Source organism: Stenotrophomonas sp. CASM114, assembly GCF_049384325.1.
In the GTDB taxonomy this organism is placed as follows: domain Bacteria; phylum Pseudomonadota; class Gammaproteobacteria; order Xanthomonadales; family Xanthomonadaceae; genus Stenotrophomonas; species Stenotrophomonas muris.
Map to the genome: position 1 here is coordinate 163,372 of NZ_JBMRGJ010000005.1, position 23,003 is coordinate 186,374.

The following is a 23,003-nucleotide window of genomic DNA, read 5'->3' on the forward strand; positions in this document are numbered from 1 at the left end:
TTCACCGTGTCGCAGGATAGAGAGTCGCAGCTGTTGCGGCAGGCCACGGAGGCCGGCATGACCTCGTCCCGGGAACTGGCCAACTTCATGGCGCAGGCCGGGCACGAGTCCCGTGGCCTGAGCCGGCTCAATGAGAGTTTCAACTTCACCCGGGGCATCTCGCAGATCCCGGTGGAAGCAGCGTGGCGCAATGGCAATGGCGCGCTTGAGAGCGCCCGCCAGGAGGCGCTGCGCGGGCGGCCGGAGAACCTGGCTGAGCTGATGTACGGCGGGCGCATGGGCAACGACGCGCCTGGCGACGCGCTGAAGTATCACGGCCGCGGCTATCTGCCGCTGGTCGGCAAGGAGAATTACGAGCGTGCCGGCAAGGCGCTGGACCTGGACCTGGTGAATCAGCCGGAGCTGGCCGCGCAACCCGAGCACGCAGGCCGTATTGCCGTGTGGCAGTGGCAGACGCGGGTGCCGGAAGCGGCGCGCGAGGACGTGCGCGAAGCGACGCGTGCCCTGAATGGCGCGCTCAACGGCATCGAAGCCCGCCAGCAGCGTTTTGACGTGTGGCAACAGAAGCTGACCCCCGATGTGATGGCGCGCCTGGAGCGTGGCGAAGTGGGGGCGCCTGCCCAGCCCACAACGGGACGCGACATGTCGCAACCGGGCGAGCCGGGATACACGCTGTTCTCGGGAGCGCGCCAGCACCTGCAGCAGATGGGGCCGCAAAGCGGTCTGCGCAGCGTGCAGGAACTGGACAATGCCGCCGGCGCACTGGCGCTGAGCGCGCAGAAGGCGGGGATGTCGCGCATCGATCATCTCCTGGCGGGTAATGACGGTCGCACGCTGTTTGCTGTACAGGGCGCGCTAGGCGATCCGGCCATGCTGCGCGCATCGGTCGATCGCGAACAGGCGGCGCAGCAGCCGCTGGCGCAGAGCAGCCAGCAATTGGCTGCCAATGTCGCCCAGCAGGACCCGGCGGCTGCGCTCGCCCGCGAGCAGGAGCAGCGTTCTCGATCCCTGTAACACCGATGCCGGCGGGCAGGGTGCCCGCTGGCGCTTTACGTACGACGCGTGGCGCCCTGTGGCGCCGACATGGAAACCCACCCGTAAGGACACCACATGCGAATCGTTCCCCCGAATGCCCGCCACGCCGCTGCCCGCTGCAATGCACCCGTGCGCCGCCTGCCGCCGCTCTGGCTGCTGTCACTTGGACTTGCCGCAGCGTCGGCACAGGCTCAGGAGGCAGCGGCGCCCGTCGTGGAGACGCGCCCCGCTGCCGAGGCTACCGTTGAGGCGCCTGCAGGGGCGGCGCCCGTTGCAGCGCCCGCGGCGGCCGACGCCGTTGTCGCGGCGCCGGCTCCCGAAGTACCGGCTGCCGTGACACCCCCTGCGACACCGGTGGTGGACACGCAGCCGGCGCCGGCTGCGGACCCGGCGCCGGCGCCCGTTCCGCCCGCAGCGGCGGCGCCTGTGGCTGCACCGCCTACAGTCGTCGAGCCAGGGGTCCCGGCCGTAGCGCCGGCACCGCCCGCATTGGCGATCGTGCCGTTGCCGCCCGAGCAGGCGACCGAGCGTGCGCTCGGTGCCCGCTGCCCGGTGGATCTGGCCGGGCGGCTGGCGACCCAGGGCGACCTGTTGATCGGCGCCTGCCAGGGCACCATGCCGGCGCATCTGGCTGCGATGCTGGTCGCGCTGCCCGAGCAGGACATCCACCTGCCGCGCAGCTGGCGCGAGCGTGAGGTGCGGCAGAAGGCCTGGTTCAAGGCGGTGCCGGGCTACGGCCAGCGCCCGGACTTCATCGTCCGGATGGGCGACATCTGGGTGCGCTCGTTGGAAGGGCGCGACGCCGACAGCACGTTCTACCTGGTGTCGGCGCCGTTCACCTGCAGCGACCAGGTCGCCAACCGCGGTGAGTACGGCGCGGAGCCCGTGCGCGTCCCAGCGGGCGACTGCCGCGAGGCCTATGTGGCCCAGCGTGTGTACCAGGTCCGCGGGGACGCGGCGCCGAGGGATGTGACCGCCGATGCCATGCCGGCCATGCCCCCGGTGACGGAAGCTGATCGTGCGCGCCAGCTCTCGCGTGAGGGACGGATCAGCCTGGACCACAGCAAGTTGCAGTATGGCCCGGCCATGCGCTGGTTCGTGCAGTATCCGGAGTCGGCGCAGAAGGGTGGTCCGCGCGCCTACGGTGACTGGAACCGCGAGCACATCGCGTTCGTGGTCTGGACCGGCGATCGCTTCGAGCTGCGCGACAAAGTCGCGCGGGCGCAGTGGCCCTGTGATCCGGTGGCGCCCGGCGATCGCGCCTGCGGTGGATTCCCGGATTCCGGGCCGGATCTGTTCGTGACGGCCGGAGCATCGCTGCCGGTGGCGGCCTCCAGCCCCTGAACCAGAGTGCCGATGTACAACGGGAGCCGGAATTACCGGCTCCCGTGCTGTCCATCAGGCCTGCAGGCTGCGGGTCTGGTTCTGCTGCTGTTCCAGCTGCTGGTCGCGCTCCAGTGCAAGGCGCTGACCTGCGGCCTGCTGGTCGATGCGCTGGCTGCTCTGTTCCAGTGGGGTGTTCATCGCCACTGCCGTATCCACCGACACGCGAAGGTGGGCGGGATCGCCGCCCTGGCCCTGCACGGCGAAGCTGCGCGAGGCATCGGCATTCATGACCACTTCGTCGATGCGCTTGCCGCCCGCTGCGTGCATTTCGGCGGCCAGGCTGCCTGCCAGTTGCGTGCTCATTACGTCCGGTACCCGGCCGACGCGCACGTCCTGCGCGTGCACGCCACGGATCGCGTCGTTGAACAGTGGGTTGCCCACATGGTTGGCGTCGTCCATGCGCAGCATGCTGGTGTGATGGCCGTTCTTCTCCGCTTCGCGGCGTGCCGGCTCACCGGGCTGCAGCGGGCCGCGGATGTGGTCGTACAGATCGACGGCGCCGCCCGGAATGCCCCGCGCCGCGCGGGTGACACCACGGCGCAGTGATTCAACGTCGTCGCGGTACTCCTCGATCATCCTGGCGTTGTCTTTTGCCAGCTTCTGCGTTTCCGGGTGTTGCAGCACCGAGCCGTCACCGAGGAAGTTGCCCAGCTTGTGCGCACCGAACGAGCTGCCTGCGGCGATGATCGGCCGGTCGGGGATCAGGGCGCGCAACGAGTGATTGCTGAAGCCGTTCGCGGCAAGCGTGCTGATTTCATTTGGCCGGGCGTAGATGCGCACCTGGCCGAAGTGCGGCGACGCCGCGCTGACCGGATCGGAGGCCATGACATGGTTGATCATGGTGTTGCCGCCTTCCGGGATGCGGTAGCTGAGGCTGACCGCGCCATAGGCGTTGAAGGTCTCGCCCTTGACGTTGAAATGGTGCGAGGTGATCTGGGCCAGCGCGCCACCGAGAGAGTGGCCGGTGACGGTGACTTCGGGTGGGCGCTGTCCGAGATCCTGCCCCTCCTTCTTGGCGTAGGCCAGGGCGCGTTGGGTCAGCGCGATGGCGTCCGGTGCCTGGACGTTGGTGCGGGCGACAACCATGCCACCATCGGTCAGGATCGCATCGCGGGCGATCTGTTCGGTGCCGCGATGTGCGACGACAATTTCATTGGTGTCGACTCGCTGGTAGATCGTTCCCTGATAACCGTTCAATCGATTATCAACGTGCTCGAGGATCTTGTACTCATGCCCGTTGATCGCTACGAGCTCTTCCTTGCCGGGAGCGCGTCGACCGACCGCACGGTCCTTGTACACGTCGTCGGAAATACCCGCATAGTCTTGGCTGCTGAGGCTCATTGGCGGACCTCATTGGCTTCAAGTGAAGCCGAGAACAGCGAATTCTGCAGCTCAGGGCGGAACTTGGTGGGGTCTTCTTGGCCGCTTGCGCCGTAGTCAGGAATCTCGTTCACGCGCGGATAGTCCGAACGAGGATAGTGGCGAGTCTCGGTCTCGCCTTTCACGAATGGCGCTGCTTCAATAAATGAAAGGAAACGCGTCTCGCCCTCGGCCCCCGTCGCCTTCAGCATCGCGCCTGCACCGGTGAACTCCCACTTGCAGACACCGCGACCGTAGTAATCCTCATCCAGCATGCGGTCGATGTATACAGTGCCCCGGTACTCGCCATCAGCGACCTTGCGCAGTTCCACCGGTTCCTGGCTGGTAATCCGTGCAGCCGTGCCGGTGGCCGGCTCGATATAGCCACACTGGTCTTCGTTGGTGACGTCGTACTGCGCGACACCTTCGACCACCGCGAAATCGCCCGGGGCGTCCTTCAGGCGCAGCACCAGTTCATAGGCCTTGCGCGGGCTGGGGTTGAGCTTGGCGAGGCCGCGCCCACCCTGGGCGACATCGGCTTCAGCAGCGGCACGTTCCTGGTTCATGGCGGTCTCCGGATGGCAGGCGGTCAACAGAAGCAGAGCAAGGCACGGAATCATCTTGTGGCGCAATGTCGGCCTCCTGGTGTGTAGGGGGAAATGTGGCACTGGCAGCTCATGGCGCGAGCGTCCGCACAGTGGTTGTGGTCGAGAACAGCGCGTCGCGCAGATCTTCGCTGTACCCCGACGGAGCTTCCTCGCCACTGGCACCAAAGTTGGCGACAGTGGCGGCGCGCGGATAGATAAGGTTCGGGTAATGAAGCGTCAGAGGCGAGTCGTTCTCCATGCGCTTCTTGTCGACGAACGTCAGGAATCGCGTATCCGCCTTGCTGGTCGTGGCGCGCAACATCGCACCGACACCCGTCAGCGTCCAATGGCAGACGCCACGCCCGTAGTAGTCCTCATCCAGCATGCGGTCCAGATAAAACGTACCGCGGTACTCGTTCTCGCCGACCTTGTGCAGGGTGACGGGCTCCTGGCTGGTGATTCGGCCTGCAGTGCCTGTTGCAGGCACGATCCGTCCACAGTCTGCGTAGTTGCTGGCGTCGTACTGGGCCACGCCCTCAACAACCGCGAACGGGCCCGGTGCATCCTTCACTGTCAGCACCAGTTCATAGGCCTGCTTCGGCGCCGGGTTGAGCTTGGCCAGGCCGCGTCCACCCGCGGCGACGTCACGCTCGGCATCGGCGTAGGGCGAGCATGCCGCCAGCAGGACGAGGGCGAGCACTGCCAGCAGCGGCCGTCCCGTGGGTTGGGGGCGAGCTACACCCATGGCGGGATCCTGCATCGTGCGTCCATGTCCATCTATCCTTCCTGGGTGGCAGGTTTCTCGATTATGGAGCGTGTCGGGAGCCCTGTGCCACCCTTGGAGACGGATTTTTGACGCCCCCGGGGCGCACTGCCCAAGCGGATCGCTTGCCGCACAGGGCATTCGATCGTGGCGTTGGCGTTGCTGCCGGACGCAGGTTCGCAGCTGAATCCGTGACCGGAATCGATCATTCACATGTCCATCACTTCATCAAAGGTGTTGTCCTTGAACTGCACGATCCGCCCTGAAACCCGCGAAGACCACGCGGTCATCCATGCACTCACCGAGGCGGCCTTCCGCGAAGCCCCGCACAGCAGCCACACCGAGCAGTTCATTGTGGATGCGCTGCGTTCGCGTGGAGAGCTGAGTCTTTCGCTGGTCGCCGAGAAGGACGGACAGGTCGTCGGGCACATCGCGCTGTCGCCGGTGACGATCAGCGATGGCAGCACCGGCTGGTTCGGCCTCGGGCCAATCTCGGTGCTGCCGGACTGGCAGGGGCAGGGCATCGGTGCGGCGCTGATGCACGCGGCGCTCGACGCGTTGCGTGAGCAGAACGCGCAGGGCTGTGTATTGCTGGGGGAGCCCGCCTATTACGGACGATTCGGGTTCCGCGCCGAGCCGGGCCTGGTGCTGCCGGGTGTGCCGCCAGAGTACTTCCAGGCGCTGTGCCTGCGGCCACCGATGGCGCAGGGAGAGGTGCAGTACTCGCCGGCATTCGAGGCCACGGCCTGATGATCGGGGCGGGCCTCGAACATCCGTCGAATGTCAGCCGTTGTACCGGAGATGGATCAGGGGATACGGACGGCCTTGCGAATCGAGCGGTGAGCGGCCGCTTTCGACGAAGCCCATGCGCAGGTAGAAGCCAACGGCCTGCGCGTTCTGTTCGTTGACGTCGGTACTCAGCTGCGGATGCAGGGCCAGCGCGTGCTGCAGCAACTGCCGGCCGATACCGGTGCCGCGTACGTCCGGATCGATGAACAGCGCTTCCATGTGCGTGCCGTCGATCAGCATGAAGCCAAGGGGGCGGTCCTGAGCGTCGACGGCCACGGTCATCGGAGCCTGCGGCAGGAAGCCGGCGACTTCGGCATCGATGGCCTGGCGGTCGTCGGCGCTGAGGAAGTTGTGGGTGGCGTCGACGGCGCGGCGCCAGAGGTCGACGAGGGCGGCGCCGTCGTCGGCGCGCGAGGGACGGAGGGTGGTCATGGGTTCACCAAGGTGCTTGCAAAGAGCGCGTAGTATGGCGCGTCCCGACCCAGCGCGCAGGCGTGGATTCATCCGGTGTTGCGATGGCGGATGAAGGGGCTGTAGGCAGTGGCCTCCGCGCGCAGCGCCACGCCATCCTCGAAATCGCCGCTGTCGTTGAAGGGCACGGAGGGCCACCGCGGCCATTGCGCCAGGCGTTCGCGGTAGTAGTGGGTTGCTGCAGCCAATGCCTCGTCGTGTGCCTGCACGTGCTCCGCTGCCAGCCCGGAACGCACGCCATGCACCAGATGCGGCTCCAGCACGTCGAAGCCGACGTAGCGCAGGCTGTACATCAAGGGCCACAGCAACAACCGGGTATCTCCCTCGCGGCCGTCGACGGCGCAGGCCCGTGCCGATGAGCCTGCGGTGACGCTCAGCAACGCACGCTTGCCGCGCATCGCGCCGTGCTCGTGGCGCAGGCGGCTGTTGTACATCGGCCCGTAAACCAGCACGCGATCCAGCCAGCCCTTGAGGATTGCCGGCGGCGCGAACCACCACAGCGGGAACTGCAGGATGACCAGATCCGCGGCCTGCAGCAGCTGCAGATGGCGCTGCACATCGGCGGGCAGCCGACCCTGTTCGGCGCCGTGGCGTTGTTCGCGCTGGGCATCGAAACGGCCGGGCTGCAGGCGACTTGAATGATGGTGGGCCGCTTCCAGCGGATCGAAGCCCTCTGCATACAGGTCGACCACGTCCACCTCCAGCGCGTCATGCCGCAGCTGCTCCGCGGCCTGCGCGGCCAGGTGGGCGTTGAAGGAGCGGGGTTCGGGATGGGCAAGCAGGATCAGGGCGCGCATGGGGCGAGGTGTTCGAGGAGTGTGCGACCATCCTCGCGGCGCCGGTATGCCCCGGCAATTACGCACCTTGAGGTAACCATGGCCTATCCGGGCGATGTCTATGCCGCCGATTGCTCGGCACGCGATGCGCTGGCGCTGATCTCCGGCAAGTGGGTGATGCTGCTGTTGCCGGCGCTGGCGCAGGGCCCGCAACGCAATGGCGCGCTGCTGAGGAAGATCGAAGGCATCTCGCAGAAGGTGTTGACCCAGACCCTGCGGCAGCTGGAGCGCAACGGGCTGGTCGAGCGGTGTGAGCGGGGCAGCAAGCCACTGCATGTGGAATACCGGCTGACCGAGGTCGCACGTGGACTGGTTGACACGCTGTCCGCCCTGGACCGTTGGGCCGAGCACAATTTCCCGGCGCTGGACGCCGCCCGCGAGCGCTTCGACGCACGTTAGCGGCGCCTGCACGGCCGCGGGCGTACAATGCGGCCCCGGCGGCCATCCTGGCCCTGCAGACACGCGAGAACCGCCATGACCGACGCCCTGGGTGTACCGGTGCACGACGCCGATGAACACTGGATGCGCCATGCGCTGGCGCTGGCCGAGCGTGCGCAGCGCGAGTACGACGAGATCCCCGTTGGTGCGGTACTGGTGGGCGCCGATGGCCAGCTGCTGGGCGAGGGCTGGAACCTCAACATCGCCTCGCACGATCCCAGTGCGCATGCCGAGATCGTGGCCATGCGGGCCGGTGGCACGCGGCTGGCCAATCATCGGCTGCTCGGCAGCACCCTGTACGTGACCCTGGAACCGTGCGCGATGTGCGCGATGGCCATCGTGCATGCACGCGTTGCCCGCCTGGTCTACGGCGCCAGCGACCCCAAGACCGGCGCCTGCGGCAGCGTGTTCGACCTGCTGGGCGATGCCCGCCACAACCACCGGGTGGAGATCCACGGTGGGGTGCTGGCCAAGGAGGCCAGCATGCGCCTGACCAATTATTTCCGTGCCAAGCGTGGCAAGCCGCCGCTGCGGCTGGAAGACCATGCCGGCGAGGCCTGAGGGGGCGAACCGGTATGATGGGCGCCTCTTTCCATCACCGGCAGGCCGCGCGCCTGCCCAGCAACGAGGCGACACATGGCGGACAACGGCGCGGCCAACGAGCGACTGATCTGGATCGACCTGGAAATGACCGGGTTGGATACCGACAACGATTCGATCATCGAGATCGCCACCGTGGTCACCGATGCCCAGCTCAACGTACTGGCCGAAGGGCCGGAATTCGCCATCCACCACCCGCTGGAAACGCTGGAAGCGATGGACGAGTGGAACCGCAACCAGCATCGCCGCTCGGGCCTGTGGCAGCGCGTGGTGGACAGCACCACCACCCTGGGCCAGGCCGAGGCGCAGACGGTGAACTTCCTGGCGCAGTGGATCCCGGCCGGCCTGTCGCCGATGTGCGGCAACTCGATCTGCCAGGATCGCCGCTTCCTGCACCGCCAGATGCCGCGACTGGAGAAGTACTTCCACTACCGCAACCTGGACGTGTCCACGGTGAAGGAACTGGCCAAGCGCTGGGCGCCGAGCGTGGCCGCCGGCGTCGGCAAGAACAGCAACCACACCGCGCTGAGCGACGTGCACGATTCGATCGCTGAGCTGCGCCACTACCGCCAGTTCATGGGCGCGCTGTCGGGGCTGCCGGTTGCCTGAACAACGACGCCGGGCATGGCCCGGCGCTATCGGATGACACGCCAACGGGTAGTGCCGGCCGCTGGCCGGCAAGGCGCCGGGGTCGGATCCCTTTCCTGCGGAAAGGGCTCTGACCCCTCTGTCGTACCCCGCGACGAACCGTTCAACTTCCTGGCGCTAAGATCGGCGCCATGAACGAGCCGATCCTGCTCCCCCGCGACATCGCCCATGACGCCCGCGACTGGTCCGACCTGCAGCGCGCGGTGGCCCTGCTGGAAGCGCCGACCCTGACCGCGCGCATGGCCAACCTGGTCGGCACGCCGCTGGAGTTCGCTGTGAAGGCGCTGCCCAGCTCGGTCTCCAACCGCATCCACGGCGCCGTGCAGGCGGCGCTGAGCAAATCGGCACAGGCCGCGCTGTGGAGCATGGACAACACCCCCGGCAAGGGGGCGTCCACCCGCTGGCACAAACTGGCGGCGGCCACCTCGGGCGCGGTCGGTGGGGCCTTCGGCTTCGCGGCCTTGTTCATCGAGCTGCCGGTGTCGACCACCATCATGATGCGTGCGGTGGCCGACGTGGCCCGCAGCGAGGGCTTCGACCTGTCCGAGTTCAGCACCCGCCAGGCGTGCCTGGAGGTGTTCGCGTTGGGCGGCAACTCGCCGCGCGATGATGCCAGCGAGACCGGCTACTACCTGGCCCGCGGCTTCACCACGGATGTGATGCGCCACCTGTCGGCCGAGCTGGCCGGGCGCGTGGTGACCGGCCGCGACCTGACCCTGGGCGTGGCGCCAAAGGAAGCTGGCAAGCTGCTGGCGAAGATGGTGGAAAAGGTGGCGGCGCGCTTCGGCGTGGTGGTTACCGAGAAATTCGCTGCGCAGGCGGTGCCGATCGTCGGTGCCGCCGCCGGTGCAACACTGAATACCATGTTCACCGACTACTACCAGGACATGGCGCGCGGCCACTTCATCGTGCGTCGGCTGGAGCTGAAGTACGGAGAAGACGTGGTGCGCGCCTGCTATGACCGCGTGGCGCATGGCGGCGTACTGATCGAGCCCACGCTGTAACCGGCTTCGGGGTCGGAGCCCTTTGCGTTGCAAAGGGATCCGACCCCGGTTGCGCGCGGGGTCGGATCCCGTTCCGCAGGAAGGGGCTCTGCCCCCCGGCCGGTCATCCTTGCCTTCGGGGAACAATTGTTTTGCCAGTACATGCCTGTTGCCTGGCAGCTGGCATCCCCATCCTTTGCGGCAGTCCCCCCCCGCAAGAGATCGCCGCCATGTTGTTCACTCCCCACCGCCTGGGCGCCTTGACCCTGCCCAACCGCATCGTGATGCCGCCGATGACCCGCTCGCGTGCCGCCGACGGCAACGTCGCCACCGCGGACATGGCCGCCTACTACGCCCAACGTGCCAGTGCTGGCCTGATCGTCAGCGAAGGCACCCAGATCAGCCCGCAGGGCCAGGGCTATGCCTGGACCCCGGGCATCCACAGCCCGGAACAGGTGCAGGGCTGGCGCCGGGTGACCGATGCCGTGCATGCCGCTGGCGGCCGCATCTACGCCCAGCTGTGGCATGTGGGCCGGGTCTCGCACGTGGCCCTGCAGCCGGGTGGTGCCGCACCGGTGTCGTCGTCGGCGCTGCTGGCCGAAGGCGTGAAGGTGTTTGTCGACCCTGCAGGCGCTGGCCCGGAAGCGGGCGTAGGCGAGATGATCCAGCACTCGATGCCGCGCGCGCTGCGCGAAGACGAGATTCCGGGCATCGTCGCCGACTATGCACAGGCCACCCGCAATGCACTGGCCGCCGGCTTCGATGGCGTGGAGCTGCACGGGGCCAATGGCTACCTGATCAACCAGTTCATCGACTCGCAGGCCAACCGGCGCACCGACGGCTATGGCGGCGCGTTGCAGAACCGGCTGCGGTTCCTGCGCGAGGTCGTGCAGGCGGTGACGGCCGTAGCCGGTGGTGACCGCGTCGGTGTCCGTCTGGCGCCGCTGACGACGTTGCAGGGCGCGGTGGACGATACGCCACAGGCGACCTATCTGGCCGCGGCGCACCTGCTGGGTGAGCTGGGCGTGGGCTACCTGCACATCGCCGAAGCCGACTGGGACGATGCACCGTTGATGCCGGTGGCGTTCAAGCAGGCGCTGCGCATGGTCTACCCGGGCACGCTGATCTACGCCGGCAAGTACACCGCCGAACGCGCCGAGCAGGCACTGGCTGAAGGCTGGGCTGACCTGATCGGCTTCGGTCGCCCGTTCATCGCCAACCCGGACCTGCCGGAGCGACTGCGTACCGGTGCGGCGCTGAATCCGCCGGATCGTGCGACATTCTTTGGCGGTGGCGCGGCGGGCTTCACCGATTATCCGACGCTGGAAGAGAGCGTCGCGGCCTGATCCTGGCCGGCATTCCAGTCAGGCGGCGGGGGTAGTGCCGGCCGCTGGCCGGCATTTCAATGTCGTATCGCCGATGGGTGGGTGCCGACCGTTGGTCGGCACTACCGGCATGGATCAGGGCTTGTCGCGCACCAGCGCGTCAGCCTCTATCACGCCGCCATCCTTTCCATGCAGGTACAGGTGCATGTCCTGCTGCGGGTACGGGATGTTGATGCCCGCCTTGTCAAAGCCCAGCTTCAGCTGCTCCAGCAGCGTGACCTTGGTACCGAACCAGTCGGCCGACTTCACGTAGCAGCGGATGCCCAAGTTGATGGCGTGCGCGCCCAGTTCATACACCACCACGTCCGGTGCCGGTGTCTGCAGCACGCGTGGGTCGGCCTTCATCAACGCCAGCGCGGTATCGCGTGCCAGCTGGATGTTGTCCTCATAGCCGATGCCGATCACCAGCTCGACGCGGCGCGTCGGTTCGGCGGTGAGGTTGATGATCGGTGCGGCAGTGATCAGCGTGTTCGGAATGGTGGTGTGCTGGTTGTCGGCACCGGTGATGACGGTCTGGAAGATGCGCACTTCGCGCACCGTGCCGGTCTGTCCGGCCACGGTGACCACATCGCCCACGCGGAACGGTCGCAACGTCACCAGCATCACGCCCGAGGCGATGTTGGACAGCGAATCCTTCAATGCCAGGCCGACGGCCAGGCCAGCGGTACCGAGCACGGCCAGCAACGGGGTGATCTGCACGCCCAGCGTGCCGATCGCCAGTACCACTACGATCACGAGCGATGCGGCATACACCACGTTGCGCAGGAAGCTGCCCAGCATCGGGTCCACACCCATGCGAGCCGTAGCGCGCGGCATCGCGTTGGACAGGCGTCGTGCCACCCACAGGCCCACCAGCAGCACCACGATCGCGGCCAGCAACGGTACGCCGTAGGTTTCCAGCAGGCGCTCCCAGTCGAGCGAGTGGAACCGGGGCGTTGCGGCGGGGGCGGGTGGGGCGGCGGCGATCATGCGGGAGTTCCTTTGCTGCTGAGGGACAGGCGCGAGGTGCGCGTGGCGTGCACGGACGCCAGAAACAGCAAGCCCCGCAGAGGCGGGGCTTGCGTGCGGCAGCAGTATGGGCGGACGTCGATGAAAGCGACGTCAGCCCATTACGGCATCAGCCGTTGGCCTTCAGCTTGGCCAGGCGCAGCCAGGTATCGACCACGGTGTCCGGGTTCAGCGACACCGACTCGATGCCTTCCTGCATCAGCCATTCGGCCAGATCCGGGTGATCGGACGGGCCCTGGCCGCAGATGCCGACGTACTTGCCCTTGGCGCGTGCGGCCTTGATCGCCATCGACAGCAGCTTCTTCACTGCCGGGTTCCGTTCGTCGAACAGGTGCGCGACGATCGACGAGTCGCGGTCCAGGCCCAGGCTGAGCTGGGTCAGGTCGTTGGAGCCGATCGAGAAGCCGTCGAAGATCTCCAGGAACTCATCGGCGAGCAGTGCGTTGGACGGCACTTCGCACATCATGATGATCTTCAGGCCGTTCTCGCCCTGCTTCAGGCCGTTCTGTTCCAGCACCTCGACGACCTTGCGGCCTTCCTCCAGGGTGCGCACGAACGGAATCATGACCCACAGGTTGTCCAGGCCCATTTCGTTGCGCACGCGCAGCACGGCCTTGCACTCCAGCGCGAAGGCGGCCGAGAAGCTCGGGTCGACGTAACGGCTGGCGCCGCGGAAGCCGATCATCGGGTTTTCTTCGTGCGGCTCGTAGTTGCTGCCGCCGATCAGGTTGGCGTACTCGTTGGACTTGAAATCCGACAGGCGCACGATCACCGGGTTCGGTGCAACCGAGGCGGTGAGCGTGGCGATGCCTTCGGCCAGGCGGTCCACGTAGAAGCTGACCGGATCACCGTAGCCGGCGATCTTCTCGTCGATCTTCTTCTTGGTCGCCGCATCCTGGCGGTCGTATTCCAGCAGCGCGTTCGGGTGGATGCCGATGTGGCTGGCGATGATCATTTCCAGGCGAGCCAGGCCGATGCCGGCGTTCGGCAGCTGGCCGAAGTCGAAGGCACGTTCCGGGTTGGCCACGTTCATCATGATCTTCAGCGGTGCCGGCGGCATGTTGCCCAGATCGGTGGTGGTGCGCTCGAAGCCGAGCTTTCCTTCGTAGATGAAGCCGGTATCACCTTCAGCGCAGCTGACGGTGACCAGCTGGCCATCTTCGATCACCTTGGTGGCGTTGCCCGAACCGACCACGGCCGGCACGCCCAGCTCGCGCGCGATGATCGCGGCGTGGCAGGTACGGCCGCCACGGTTGGTGACGATGGCCGAAGCGCGCTTCATCACCGGTTCCCAGTCGGGATCGGTCATGTCGGCGATCAGTACGTCGCCCGGCTGCACGCGGTTCATGTCGTCCAGCGTCTTCACCACGCGGGCCACGCCCGAGCCGATCTTGGCGCCGACGGCGCGGCCTTCGGCCAGCACGTTGCCGCCCTTTTCGGTCAGCGCGAAGCGCTCGATCTGGGTGGCGTGGCTGCGCGACTTCACCGTTTCCGGGCGCGCCTGCACGATGAACAGCTTGCCGCTGACGCCGTCCTTGGCCCACTCGATGTCCATCGGGCGGCCGTAGTGCTTTTCGATGACCAGCGCCTGCTTGGACAGTTCCTGCACGTCCTCGTCGCTGATCGAGAAGGTGTTGCGCAGTTCGGCCGGGGTGTCCTCGATCCTGACGCGCTCACCCGGAACATCGGAATACACCATGCGGATCGCCTTGCTGCCGAGCGAGCGGCGCAGGATCGCCGGCTTGCCGGCCTGCAGGGTGGGCTTGTAAACGTAGTACTCGTCCGGATTGACCGCACCCTGCACGACCATTTCGCCCAGGCCGAACGAAGAGGTGACGAACACCACGTCGCGGAAGCCGGACTCGGTGTCCAGGGTGAACAGCACGCCGGAGGAACCGACGCCCGAACGCACCATCAGCTGCACGCCGGCGGACAGGAACACGTCCTCATGCTTGAAGCCGTGGTGGACGCGGTAGGCGATGGCACGGTCGTTGTACAGCGAGGCGAACACTTCCTTGACCTTGTGCACGACATCGTCGGCACCGGTGACGTTGAGGAAGGTCTCCTGCTGGCCGGCGAAGGAGGCATCCGGCAGATCCTCGGCGGTGGCCGACGAACGCACGGCCACGGCCACGTCGCCGCCGCCGTTTTCGGCGCTCAGCTTGGCGTAGGCGGTGCGGATGTCCTGGTCCAGCTGCGGCTGCAGCGGCGCATCGATCACCCAGCTGCGGATTTCCTTGCCGGCGGCGGTCAGCGCGTTGACGTCCTCGACGTCCAGCGTGGCCAGCTTGTCGAAGATGCGCTTGGACAGGTCGTTGTGCGCGATGAAGTCCTTGAAGGCTTCAGCGGTGGTGGCATAACCGCCCGGCACCGAAACGCCCAGACCGGCCAGGTTGCCGATCATCTCGCCCAGCGACGAATTCTTGCCGCCTACGCGGGCCAGATCGGCCAGACGCAGTTCGTGCAACCACAGGATGTTCTCGTTCAAGCGCGATGCTCCGTTTGGCCATCGCCCGAGGCGGGCTGAGTGGCCGCGTCCGTAGGAAGAAGCCGATATGATGCCGGGCAGAGCACCGTCGGCACAAGCTTGTGCTGGCGGCCTTTTTAAGCTTCGTAGGGGGTAAAAGCGCGCATGTCGACCATCCGTCCGGTGTTCTACGTTTCCGATGGAACCGGTATCACCGCTGAAACCATTGGGCATAGCCTGCTGACCCAGTTCTCCGGGTTCAGCTTCATTACCGACCGCATGTCGTTTGTCGACGACCCCGAAAAAGCGCGTGAAGCCTGTGCCCGGATCCAGGCGGCAGGGGAGCGCTACCAGGTCCGGCCGATCGTGGTGAACTCCTGCGTGGACCAGAGCCTGAGCCTGATCCTGGCCGACAGCGGGGCGCTGATGCTGGATGTGTTCGCGCCGTTCATCGAGCCGCTGGAGCGTGAACTGGCCAGCCCGCGCCTGGCCCGGGTCGGCCAGGCCCACGGCATGGTCGATTTCGATACCTACCACCGTCGCATCAACGCGATGAACTTCGCCCTGACCCATGACGACGGCATCGCGGTGAACTACGACGATGCCGACGTGATCCTGGTGGCGGTGTCGCGCGCGGGCAAGACGCCGACCTGCATCTACCTGGCCCTGCATTACGGGGTACGCGCGGCCAACTACCCGCTGACCGACGAAGACCTGGAAAGCGATCGCCTGCCGCCGCGACTGCGCAATTACCGGCGCAAGCTGTTCGGCCTGACCATCGATCCGGACCGGCTGCAGCAGATCCGCCAGGAGCGCCGTCCGAACTCGCGCTACGCCAACCTGGAGACCTGCAAGCGCGAGGTGGCTGCGGCCGAGACCATGTTCCGCATGGAGCGGATCCCGACCCTGAGCACCACGCATACCTCGATCGAGGAGATTTCCAGCAAGGTGCTGGCCACGCTGGGGCTGCAGCGCGAGCTGTATTGAGCCTTTCCGGCGCGCCGCACTTCGCCCTGTAGAGCCGAGCCCACGCTCGGCTGGGCCGCCGGGTTCTTCCCGAACAGCAGCCGAGCATGGGCTCGGCTCTACACAGGGATCGTCGCTGACGGGTTGGCTGTGGCTTGAGGCGCCCCCACGTTGAAGCACCAACGTGTAGGATCGACCCATGGCCCAAGCCTCGCCCCGCACCGAACGCATTCCCCGCCTGAGCCGGTTGAGCTGGCTCATGGGCCTGTACGCGGAGAACTACCGCCATCTGGTGCGCCTGTTCGAACCGGCCGGACTGGTGGCGGGCAGCTACATTTCCTCGATCGGCGACGGCCTGGACGTACGCCTGGACGTGATCGAGTGCCACCGCTACACGGTGGAGCTGCGCCTGACCTACGACCTGGCTGACCCGGTCACCGGTGAGCCGGATCCCTCGGCGTATGTGCGTCTTTACCGTGACGCACGCCAGGCCGAGACCACCCATTGCTACGTCGGCCGCCGCTGGCAGGACACGATGGGCCTGTACCCGCCGCCGGCCGAGCTGATCAGCCACCGCATGCGGATGAACACCTTCCTCGGCAAGTGGCTGGAATACCTGGCTGAGCGCGGTCACGGCGTGGCCACCCTGCGCCGCGATCCCGATGGCGCAGGCACACTCGCCGAGCGCCGCCTGTCGCTGGTGCGCTGATCGGCCATAATCCACGGCTGACCTGCCGCTGGATGCCGCCCATGCCGTACACCCCGATCGTCGCCACCCTGGGCTACGTGCTGTCGCCTGATCGTCGCCAGGTGCTGATGATCCATCGCAACACCCGTCCGGGTGACCACCACCTGGGCAAGTACAACGGGCTGGGCGGCAAGATCGAAGCGGACGAGGACGTGGCAGCCAGCATGCGTCGCGAGATCGCCGAGGAAGCCGGCATCGACTGCACCGGCATGCGCCTGCGCGGCACCCTCAGCTGGCCGGGCTTCGGCAAGCACGGTGAAGACTGGCTGGGCTTCGTGTTCGTCATCGACACTTTCGAAGGCACCCCGCACGGCGGCAACCACGAGGGCACGCTGGAGTGGGTGGACCTGGACAAGCTGGACACGCTGCCGATGTGGGAGGGCGACCGCAACTTCCTGCCGCTGGTGTTCGACGCCGACCCGCGCCCGTTCCACGGCGTGATGCCGTACAAGGACGGCCGCATGGTCAGTTGGTCCTACAGCCGGCTGTGAGGTGACGAATCGGGTGGGTGCCAACCTTGGTTGGCACGCTCTTCTGGCAAATTAATACCCGGACAATATTGACTCGGTTAAATTACCCGGGCAATATTCACGCATCGCCTCTGATGCCATTGCCATGCCTGTGTCCCGACTTCCTCCCTTCAGCTGTTTCGACGGCCATCGCCTGGTCGCTTCCGGCACGCCGGAAGTGGCAGCGCTGGCGTTGAAACAACTGCGTGCCGACAACGCAGCCGGTCCGCTGCTGGTGTTCGACAACGCCAGCGGGCGAACCCGCGATTTCGACACGCGCGGCAGCGACACAGAGCTGCTGGCACGGGTGACCGAAGCGTTTCCCTCCGCCGTGGAGGCGGATGCCGACGTCACTACCGGAGAGGCGCCCGCAACCCCGCGTGGCCGTGGCCGCCCCAGACTGGGCGTGGTCGCCCGCGAAGTGACGCTGCTGCCGCGGCATTGGGCGTGGTTGGCCGAACAGCCGGGTGGGGCTTCGGTGGTGCTGCGCAGGCTGGTGGAAGCGGCCAGCCGTGCCGGTGCCGACGAGGATCGGCAGCGCCGCCACAGCGAGCGTACCTATCACTTCCTGCAGGCCATCGCCGGTGACCTGCCGGGCTTCGAGGAGGCCATTCGGGTGCTGTTCGCGCATGACCGCGCGGGCCTGGAAGCGGCGCTGCATTCCTGGCCCAGGGATGTGCGCGACCACGCCCTGCGGCTGGCGTTCGAAGACGCTGACGGCTGAGCCATCGCGCCGTTGCTGAGCGACGGCGTCATCTGATCGCGGGCCGCGGCCCGCTTCCCCTGTGCTTGCTTTGCTGGCGGAAACGCCGGGCAGGGCGGCGCCTTGCCCAGAGAATCCCATGAGCCCCCCTGTACATCCGACACCTCCGGCAGCACCCCCGCTGTGGCGCACCTACCTGACGCTGCTGCTGCCGATGCTGCTGACCAATGCGTTGCAGCTGGCCGCAGGCACGCTGGACAACATCTATCTCGGCCACCTGCTTGGCACACAGGCGGTGGCTGCGGCCGCGGCGTTCTTCCCGGTCTTTTTCCTGCTGCTGGCCCTGGTGATGGGCCTGGCCACGGGCGCGATGGTGCTGATCGGCCAGGCCTGGGGCGCGGGCCGCCCGCAACAGGCGCGCGCGGTGGCCGGCAGCGCGGTGGCGCTGATCCTGCTGTTGTCGGTGCTGGTGATGGCCCTGGGCGGCGGTTTCGCGCCACAGCTGCTGGCGGCACTGGGCACGCCGGCAGCGATCCTCGGCGAGTCCATCGTGTACGCGCGCGTGCTGTTGCTGGCGGCTCCGGTGTTCTTCCTACTGTGGCTGGCCACTGCCGTGAGCCGCGCGGTGGGCGATGCAAAGACGCCGCTGCAGGCGCTGCTGCTGGCCACGGTGGTCGGCCTGCTGTGCACGCCGCTGCTGATCCTGGGCTGGGCCGGCCTGCCGCGGCTGGGGTCGGCCAGTGCGGCTGTATCGGCGGCGTTTGCCTCATTGTTGGCCTTGGGCTGGTTGCTGTGGCGCTGGCAGCGGGTAGGACATCCCCTGGCGCCACGGCGCGAGCTGCTGCGTGCCATCCGTTTCGATGGCGCGCTCATCCGCGCGATGCTGCGCATCGGCGTACCGTCTTCGCTGCAGATGCTCAGCCTGGCCATTGCCGAGATCGTATTGCTGGGCTGGATCAACCGCTACGGCTACACGGCCACGGCGGCCTACGGTGCGGTCAACCAGTTGATGAGCTGGGTGCAGCTGCCGGCCATGTCACTGGGCATTACCGCCACCATCCTTGCGGCGCATGCGATGGGCGCGGGGCGTACGGCACGGCTGCCCGGCATCGCCCGCACCGGCGTGCTGCTTGGACTGGCGATGCTGAGTGCAGTGGTGCTGCTGGTGATGGCGCTTGCGCCCTGGCTGACCGGCCTGATCCTGGTGGCTGCCGAAGCGCATGAACTGGCCACGCTGCAGTTGCGCACGGTGGCATGGGGCGTGCTGGCGATGGGCGGCAGCACCGTGTTGGTAGGGGTGATGCGCGGCAGTGGCACGGTATGGCGGCCAGCGCTGCTGGGCATGACGGCGGTATTGCTGCTGGAGCTGCCGCTGGCGATGTGGTTGCAGGCGCGGCATGGGCTGGCCGGCGTGTGGTGGGCGTGGCCGCTGGGGTTGCTGGCGATGCTGGTGATGCAGGTGTTCTGTTTCGAGCGCTGGCGGCGGGTGCAGGCTGGGTAGTGCCGGCCGCTGGCCGGCAACGCTGAACGGTCGGGGCAGCCGGCGAGCGGTCGGCTCTACCACTTCAGGGCCGCTGCGCCAGCGGCAGGTGGAAGCATCCGGCATCATCGCCGCCCGTCACCAGGAATCGGACGCGGCGGCGGCGGGCCCGCCGGTGACCATAGCGCCGACTCTGCGGCTTGGGAAGTAGGGAAACCCCGCGGAAGAGTGATGAGGAAATGTCCACCGTCGCAGTCGGTGAGATCTGGTTGTCCACAGGGGGTGTGGATTACGCGTGGGCAACTTTGTGGATAAGCCCCGACAGGCGCCACCCCCCTAGGCTGTCAAGATGGGTGGCGAAAAATTCACCGCCGGTGACGACGGGTGAGGGGGCGGTGAAGGATCGGCCGCGCCAGCGCTGTCGCCAGCGGCGGCGCTCGCGGTAACCTGTGGGCCTTGATGCTCCGTGAGACCCCATGAAACGTCACTTCTCGATGCTGCGCGAATTCCAGCTGGCCGACTGGTTCACCCTGGCCAATGCTTTCTGCGGCACCGGTGCGGTCTTTGCCGCGATGCGCTTCCTGCAGGACGGCGAGCGCGGCTATCTGCTGTTCGGCATGGCGCTGATCCCGCTGGCCTTCATCTTCGACGCCCTCGACGGGCGCATCGCGCGCTGGCGCAAGTCCAGCTCCACCCTGGGCCGCGAGCTGGACTCGCTGTCCGACGTGATCTCCTTCGGCGTGGCGCCGGCGGCGCTGGCCTATGCCTGCGGCATGCAGGGCGGATGGGACTGGCTGGTGCTGAGCTACTTCGTCTGCTGCGGCGTCAGCCGCCTGGCACGCTACAACGTCACTGCCGAGGCGCTCGCCGGCGACGAGGGCAAGGTCACGTATTTCGAGGGCACCCCGATCCCGACCAGCCTGGTGCTGGTGATCGTACTGGCGATTGCCGCCGGCACCGATGCCATCGGCCAGAACATCTGGTTCGGCCAGTGGCAGATCGGCCCGTGGCAGCTGCACCCGATGGTGCTGTTGTTCGCCCTGTCCGGGTCGCTGATGATCAGCAAGACCCTGCGTATTCCCAAGCCATGAGCCAGCCCTGCGGAGGCCTGCGATGACCAGCTCGGCCCACGACACCGGCAGCAGCGATTTCGAAACCCTGGCCCGGCAGTATTTCGGCGCCTGGGGCGATGCCCTGCGCCATGCGAGCACGCCCGGCGCACCCGCCGGTGACGATCCCGGCAGTTGGCAGCGGTTGTTCGACTGGTGGGGCCATCTGTTGCCCGAGCAGGCGCAGGGCGCGCCGGAAGATGCCGTGCGCCGGTTCCGCGAACAGGCGGGCAGCTGGTACGGCACCATGCAGGAGGTCGCCGCACGGTTTGCGGGCCGCGACGCCAGCAGTGCCGATGTGGCCCAGGCCTGGCGCGAGGCGGTGCAGGGGCAGGGCGACGGCATGCTCCAGTGGATGCTGCAGGGCGCCCGTGGCAGCACGCACGCTGGCGCCGCGGTACCCGAATTCGCCGCCTGGCTGCAGCAGTTCCAGCTGCAGGCGGGCCCGTGGCTGCAGAGCCCGGCATTCGGCCCCGGCCGCGAGCACCAGGCGCGCTGGCAGGCCCTGCTGCGTGCGCAGGAGGAATACCAGCAGCATTCGCGCGCCTATGTCGATCAGATCAAGCAGGCACTGGACGAAGCCTTTGCGCTGTTCGAGCAGCGCCTGGCCGAGCACGAACAGCCCGGCAGCCAGTTGACCAGCGCCCGCGCGATGTTCGACCTGTGGATCGAAGTTGCCGAGGAGGCCTACGCCAAGGTCGCCATGTCCGAACCGTTCCAGCAGGTGTACGCCTCGCTGGGCAACGCGCAGATGCGCCTGCGCGCCGGCCTGCAGCGGGAGGTGGAACAGATGAGTGAACGGATCGGTCTGCCCACCCGCAGCGAGATGGATGCCGCACACCGCCGCATCGCCGAGCTGGAGCGCAGCCTGCGCCGCCTGCAGGCGCAGGTGGCTGTGCTGGCCGGAACCGCTGAGGTCGATCCGGTGGCGCAGCCGGCGCCGGCGAAGGTGAAGCCAACTGCGCGCAAGGCCGCGAAGAAGGCCGCGCCGGCAAAGAAGGCGCCTGCGAAGAGGACATCTGCGAAGAAGGCATCTGCGAAGAAGGCCGCACCTCGCGCTTCCGCTCGGGCGCGTGACCGATGAAGGGACCATTGGGCTTCAACGCCGATGACCTGATGCAGGAGAGCCTGGCCATGCAGCGCAAGCTGATGGAAGGGCTGAAGCTGCTGCCGCAGGTGGAAGACGTGGACTATGGCGTGACCGCGCGCGAGGAAGTCTGGCGCGACGGCAAGGTGGTGCTGTATCGCTTCGTCGGTGAGCAGGCGCCGACCCGGCGCACGCCGCTGCTGATCGTCTACGCGCTGGTCAACCGGCCGTACATGGTCGACCTGCAGGCCGACCGTTCGCTGGTGCAGAAGCTGCTGGCGCTGGGCCAGGACGTGTACGTGCTGGACTGGGGCTACCCGGACCGGTCCGAACGCTTCCAGACCCTGGAGGACTACCTGCTGCGCTACATCGACGGAGCGGTCGATGCGCTGCGCGTGCGCAGTGGTGGCCCGGTCGACCTGCTCGGCATCTGCCAGGGCGGCGTGTTCGCGCTGTGCTACGCAGCGTTGCGCCAACAGAAGCTGGGCAAGCTGATCACCATGGTCACCCCGGTCGATTTCCAGACCGCCGACAACATGCTCTCGCACTGGGCGCGGCAGGTGGACGTGGACCTGCTGGTCGATACGCTGGGCAACATCCCGGCCGACCTGATGAACGCCAGCTACCTGATGCTCAAGCCGTTCCGCCTGAACGTGCAGAAGTACGTCGGCCTGCTCGACATCCTCGATGACAAGGCGGCGCTGGAGGACTTCCTGCGCATGGAGAAGTGGATCTTCGATTCGCCGGACCTGGCGGGCGAGGCGTTCCGCGATTTCATCAAGCAGTTCTACCAGGCCAATGGCCTGATGAAGGGCACGGTAAGGATCGGCGAGGAAGCAGTGGACCTGTCGCAGGTGACGCTGCCGGTGCTGAACATCTACGCCGAGCAGGATCATCTGGTGCCGCCGGACGCCTCGCGCGCGATGCGCGGGCGCCTGGGCACGGACGACTACACCGAGTCCAGCTTCTGCGGTGGCCATATCGGCATCTACGTGTCCGGGCGCGCGCAGCGCGAAGTGCCGGCCACGATCGATGGTTGGCTGAAGGCGCGCGACCTGTAGAGTCGAGCTTGCTCGACTTCGAAAGGTGGATAAGCTCAAACACCGTTTGATGGACAGGCACATGGCTCAGCCAGCAGTTTTCGCCCGGAACAACGTCGTGTTCAACGATTCGTCGCCACCGGTGCCGATCGATCTGATTGCAGTGATGGTGCCGGGCAGATTTCCCGGCAGAGATGCCTTTATCGAATTCTATTCGAAGCACAATGGTGGCTACTTCGACGGCGGCGCGGTGTTCTATCGGGACACGTTCTACGAAGTTACCGCAGAAGATCGAAATCGGCTTGAGCTGGAGGCATTCCATTGCATCGAGGTGCCGGGCGTGCCTCCCAATCCTCGGCTTGTGTCAATCGTTGATGTGATGGAATGGAGGGCAGACCGCCATCGTGACGCTCTGGCGTTCTTTGAATCTCACATCCCCTTTGGGGTTGACTGCGGCGACAACGACTATTGGCTTGATACGCGGACAGGTAGTGTGAAATTCACAATTGCGGGGGAGCATATCCGTGCGGACGACGCGATTCTTGTCGCCCCGGACTTCCTCTCGTTTTGCGAGAATATTCAGGCCATGCAGCGATAGAATCGAGC

24 protein-coding genes are annotated in these 23,003 nt (G+C 66.8%); 17 read left to right on the plus strand and 7 right to left on the minus strand.

All coding sequences use genetic code 11. The annotated features are described in order from the left end of the window. Nucleotides 1–6: 6 nt before the first annotated feature. Both VG566_RS07895 and VG566_RS07900 read left to right on the plus strand, forming a co-directional pair. Nucleotides 7–1,014 (plus strand): XVIPCD domain-containing protein, encoded by a 1,008-nt coding sequence (locus tag VG566_RS07895; RefSeq protein ID WP_049408128.1) that lies wholly within the window; start codon nt 7–9, stop codon nt 1,012–1,014. Nucleotides 1,015–1,110: 96 nt separating this feature from the next. Further along, nucleotides 1,111–2,379, plus strand: a complete 1,269-nt coding sequence (locus tag VG566_RS07900; RefSeq protein WP_423172617.1) for a hypothetical protein — start codon at nt 1,111–1,113, stop codon at nt 2,377–2,379. A gap of 54 nt (nt 2,380–2,433) precedes the next feature. On the opposite strand, the gene VG566_RS07905 is transcribed toward VG566_RS07900, so the two are convergent. From VG566_RS07905 to VG566_RS07915, 3 genes are read right to left on the minus strand one after another with little or no spacing between them, the layout of a single operon-like run. Continuing rightward, complete coding sequence (locus VG566_RS07905) at nt 2,434–3,762, minus strand: XVIPCD domain-containing protein (RefSeq protein ID WP_069118273.1); 1,329 nt, start codon at nt 3,760–3,762, stop codon at nt 2,434–2,436. Further along, complete coding sequence (locus tag VG566_RS07910; RefSeq protein WP_014647564.1) at nt 3,759–4,412, minus strand: hypothetical protein; 654 nt, start codon at nt 4,410–4,412, stop codon at nt 3,759–3,761. Before VG566_RS07910 ends, VG566_RS07905 begins: the two co-directional genes overlap by 4 nt. Nucleotides 4,413–4,455: 43 nt before the next feature. Then, entirely contained in the window at nt 4,456–5,127 is a 672-nt protein-coding gene (locus VG566_RS07915; RefSeq protein WP_241884530.1) for a hypothetical protein, read from the minus strand. Between the two features lie 246 nt (nt 5,128–5,373). Between VG566_RS07915 and VG566_RS07920 the strand changes: the two genes are divergently transcribed. Further along, nucleotides 5,374–5,880, plus strand: a complete 507-nt coding sequence (locus VG566_RS07920) for a GNAT family N-acetyltransferase (RefSeq protein WP_032961586.1) — start codon at nt 5,374–5,376, stop codon at nt 5,878–5,880. A gap of 33 nt (nt 5,881–5,913) precedes the next feature. Here VG566_RS07920 and VG566_RS07925 read toward each other — a convergent pair whose 3' ends face one another. Together VG566_RS07925 and VG566_RS07930 are read right to left on the minus strand one after the other, a co-directional pair. Then, a complete protein-coding gene (locus tag VG566_RS07925; protein WP_032961578.1) occupies nt 5,914–6,351 on the minus strand; it encodes an acetyltransferase in 438 nt (145 codons plus the stop codon). A 68-nt stretch (nt 6,352–6,419) separates the two neighbouring features. Continuing rightward, nucleotides 6,420–7,187, minus strand: a complete 768-nt coding sequence (locus VG566_RS07930) for an NAD(P)H-dependent oxidoreductase (RefSeq protein WP_164111154.1) — start codon at nt 7,185–7,187, stop codon at nt 6,420–6,422. A gap of 78 nt (nt 7,188–7,265) precedes the next feature. Here VG566_RS07930 and VG566_RS07935 point away from each other — a divergent pair, with 78 nt between their 5' ends. From VG566_RS07935 to VG566_RS07955, 5 genes are all read left to right on the plus strand, one after another. Beyond that, the gene (locus VG566_RS07935) at nt 7,266–7,625 is read left to right on the plus strand and encodes a winged helix-turn-helix transcriptional regulator (protein ID WP_032961582.1); all 360 of its coding nucleotides are present in this window, start codon (nt 7,266–7,268) and stop codon (nt 7,623–7,625) included. Nucleotides 7,626–7,700: 75 nt separating this feature from the next. Beyond that, a complete protein-coding gene (tadA, locus tag VG566_RS07940; protein ID WP_069118269.1) occupies nt 7,701–8,225 on the plus strand; it encodes a tRNA adenosine(34) deaminase TadA in 525 nt (174 codons plus the stop codon). Between the two features lie 75 nt (nt 8,226–8,300). Continuing rightward, nucleotides 8,301–8,873 carry an oligoribonuclease gene (orn, locus tag VG566_RS07945; protein ID WP_014647557.1) on the plus strand — a complete coding sequence of 191 codons (573 nt, stop codon included), beginning with the start codon at nt 8,301–8,303 and terminating at the stop codon, nt 8,871–8,873. 170 nt (nt 8,874–9,043) lie between these two features. Next, a complete protein-coding gene (locus VG566_RS07950) occupies nt 9,044–9,916 on the plus strand; it encodes an EcsC family protein (protein ID WP_049441668.1) in 873 nt (290 codons plus the stop codon). A gap of 209 nt (nt 9,917–10,125) precedes the next feature. Further along, the gene (locus tag VG566_RS07955) at nt 10,126–11,241 is read left to right on the plus strand and encodes an alkene reductase (RefSeq protein WP_014647555.1); all 1,116 of its coding nucleotides are present in this window, start codon (nt 10,126–10,128) and stop codon (nt 11,239–11,241) included. A 114-nt stretch (nt 11,242–11,355) separates the two neighbouring features. Here VG566_RS07955 and VG566_RS07960 read toward each other — a convergent pair whose 3' ends face one another. Beyond that, nucleotides 11,356–12,249: a mechanosensitive ion channel domain-containing protein gene (locus tag VG566_RS07960; protein WP_241884529.1), complete on the minus strand. Its 894-nt coding sequence runs from the start codon at nt 12,247–12,249 to the stop codon at nt 11,356–11,358. Nucleotides 12,250–12,397: 148 nt separating this feature from the next. After that, entirely contained in the window at nt 12,398–14,776 is a 2,379-nt protein-coding gene (gene ppsA / locus VG566_RS07965) for a phosphoenolpyruvate synthase (RefSeq protein WP_241884528.1), read from the minus strand. A gap of 144 nt (nt 14,777–14,920) precedes the next feature. On the opposite strand from ppsA, the gene ppsR reads away from it, so the two are divergent. From ppsR to VG566_RS08010, 9 genes are all read left to right on the plus strand, one after another. Beyond that, on the plus strand, nt 14,921–15,742 hold the full coding sequence (gene ppsR / locus VG566_RS07970; protein ID WP_014647552.1) for a posphoenolpyruvate synthetase regulatory kinase/phosphorylase PpsR: 822 nt from the start codon (nt 14,921–14,923) through the stop codon (nt 15,740–15,742). Between the two features lie 178 nt (nt 15,743–15,920). Continuing rightward, entirely contained in the window at nt 15,921–16,430 is a 510-nt protein-coding gene (locus VG566_RS07975) for a DUF1249 domain-containing protein (protein ID WP_049444258.1), read from the plus strand. 41 nt (nt 16,431–16,471) lie between these two features. Beyond that, nucleotides 16,472–16,960 carry an NUDIX hydrolase gene (locus tag VG566_RS07980; RefSeq protein ID WP_014647550.1) on the plus strand — a complete coding sequence of 163 codons (489 nt, stop codon included), beginning with the start codon at nt 16,472–16,474 and terminating at the stop codon, nt 16,958–16,960. A 124-nt stretch (nt 16,961–17,084) separates the two neighbouring features. Beyond that, the gene (locus tag VG566_RS07985) at nt 17,085–17,702 is read left to right on the plus strand and encodes a DUF2239 family protein (RefSeq protein WP_032956104.1); all 618 of its coding nucleotides are present in this window, start codon (nt 17,085–17,087) and stop codon (nt 17,700–17,702) included. Between the two features lie 118 nt (nt 17,703–17,820). Further along, nucleotides 17,821–19,182, plus strand: a complete 1,362-nt coding sequence (locus VG566_RS07990; RefSeq protein WP_241884526.1) for an MATE family efflux transporter — start codon at nt 17,821–17,823, stop codon at nt 19,180–19,182. 455 nt (nt 19,183–19,637) lie between these two features. Continuing rightward, nucleotides 19,638–20,252, plus strand: coding sequence for a CDP-alcohol phosphatidyltransferase family protein (locus VG566_RS07995; protein WP_014647547.1), 615 nt, complete (start codon nt 19,638–19,640; stop codon nt 20,250–20,252). Nucleotides 20,253–20,274: 22 nt separating this feature from the next. Then, nucleotides 20,275–21,354 carry a class III poly(R)-hydroxyalkanoic acid synthase subunit PhaE gene (gene phaE / locus VG566_RS08000; protein WP_241884524.1) on the plus strand — a complete coding sequence of 360 codons (1,080 nt, stop codon included), beginning with the start codon at nt 20,275–20,277 and terminating at the stop codon, nt 21,352–21,354. Further along, nucleotides 21,351–22,418, plus strand: a complete 1,068-nt coding sequence (gene phaC / locus VG566_RS08005; protein WP_241884522.1) for a class III poly(R)-hydroxyalkanoic acid synthase subunit PhaC — start codon at nt 21,351–21,353, stop codon at nt 22,416–22,418. Before phaE ends, phaC begins: the two co-directional genes overlap by 4 nt. A 97-nt stretch (nt 22,419–22,515) precedes the next feature. Further along, nucleotides 22,516–22,995 (plus strand): SMI1/KNR4 family protein, encoded by a 480-nt coding sequence (locus tag VG566_RS08010; RefSeq protein ID WP_423172722.1) that lies wholly within the window; start codon nt 22,516–22,518, stop codon nt 22,993–22,995. The last annotated feature ends 8 nt before the right edge of the window (nt 22,996–23,003 follow it).

Bases quoted from the DNA above. Each gene is read 5' to 3' on its own strand.
- VG566_RS07900 (WP_423172617.1), top strand. From the start codon at position 1,111: ATGCGAATCGTTCCCCCGAATGCCCGCCACGCCGCTGCCCGCTGCAAT.
- VG566_RS07905 (WP_069118273.1), bottom strand. From the start codon at position 3,762: ATGAGCCTCAGCAGCCAAGACTATGCGGGTATTTCCGACGACGTGTAC.
- VG566_RS07915 (WP_241884530.1), bottom strand. From the start codon at position 5,127: ATGCAGGATCCCGCCATGGGTGTAGCTCGCCCCCAACCCACGGGACGG.
- VG566_RS07925 (WP_032961578.1), bottom strand. From the start codon at position 6,351: ATGACCACCCTCCGTCCCTCGCGCGCCGACGACGGCGCCGCCCTCGTC.
- VG566_RS07930 (WP_164111154.1), bottom strand. From the start codon at position 7,187: ATGCGCGCCCTGATCCTGCTTGCCCATCCCGAACCCCGCTCCTTCAAC.
- VG566_RS07935 (WP_032961582.1), top strand. From the start codon at position 7,266: ATGGCCTATCCGGGCGATGTCTATGCCGCCGATTGCTCGGCACGCGAT.
- tadA (WP_069118269.1), top strand. From the start codon at position 7,701: ATGACCGACGCCCTGGGTGTACCGGTGCACGACGCCGATGAACACTGG.
- orn (WP_014647557.1), top strand. From the start codon at position 8,301: ATGGCGGACAACGGCGCGGCCAACGAGCGACTGATCTGGATCGACCTG.
- VG566_RS07950 (WP_049441668.1), top strand. From the start codon at position 9,044: ATGAACGAGCCGATCCTGCTCCCCCGCGACATCGCCCATGACGCCCGC.
- VG566_RS07955 (WP_014647555.1), top strand. From the start codon at position 10,126: ATGTTGTTCACTCCCCACCGCCTGGGCGCCTTGACCCTGCCCAACCGC.
- VG566_RS07960 (WP_241884529.1), bottom strand. From the start codon at position 12,249: ATGATCGCCGCCGCCCCACCCGCCCCCGCCGCAACGCCCCGGTTCCAC.
- ppsR (WP_014647552.1), top strand. From the start codon at position 14,921: ATGTCGACCATCCGTCCGGTGTTCTACGTTTCCGATGGAACCGGTATC.
- VG566_RS07975 (WP_049444258.1), top strand. From the start codon at position 15,921: ATGGCCCAAGCCTCGCCCCGCACCGAACGCATTCCCCGCCTGAGCCGG.
- VG566_RS07980 (WP_014647550.1), top strand. From the start codon at position 16,472: ATGCCGTACACCCCGATCGTCGCCACCCTGGGCTACGTGCTGTCGCCT.
- VG566_RS07985 (WP_032956104.1), top strand. From the start codon at position 17,085: ATGCCTGTGTCCCGACTTCCTCCCTTCAGCTGTTTCGACGGCCATCGC.
- VG566_RS07990 (WP_241884526.1), top strand. From the start codon at position 17,821: ATGAGCCCCCCTGTACATCCGACACCTCCGGCAGCACCCCCGCTGTGG.
- VG566_RS07995 (WP_014647547.1), top strand. From the start codon at position 19,638: ATGAAACGTCACTTCTCGATGCTGCGCGAATTCCAGCTGGCCGACTGG.
- phaE (WP_241884524.1), top strand. From the start codon at position 20,275: ATGACCAGCTCGGCCCACGACACCGGCAGCAGCGATTTCGAAACCCTG.
- phaC (WP_241884522.1), top strand. From the start codon at position 21,351: ATGAAGGGACCATTGGGCTTCAACGCCGATGACCTGATGCAGGAGAGC.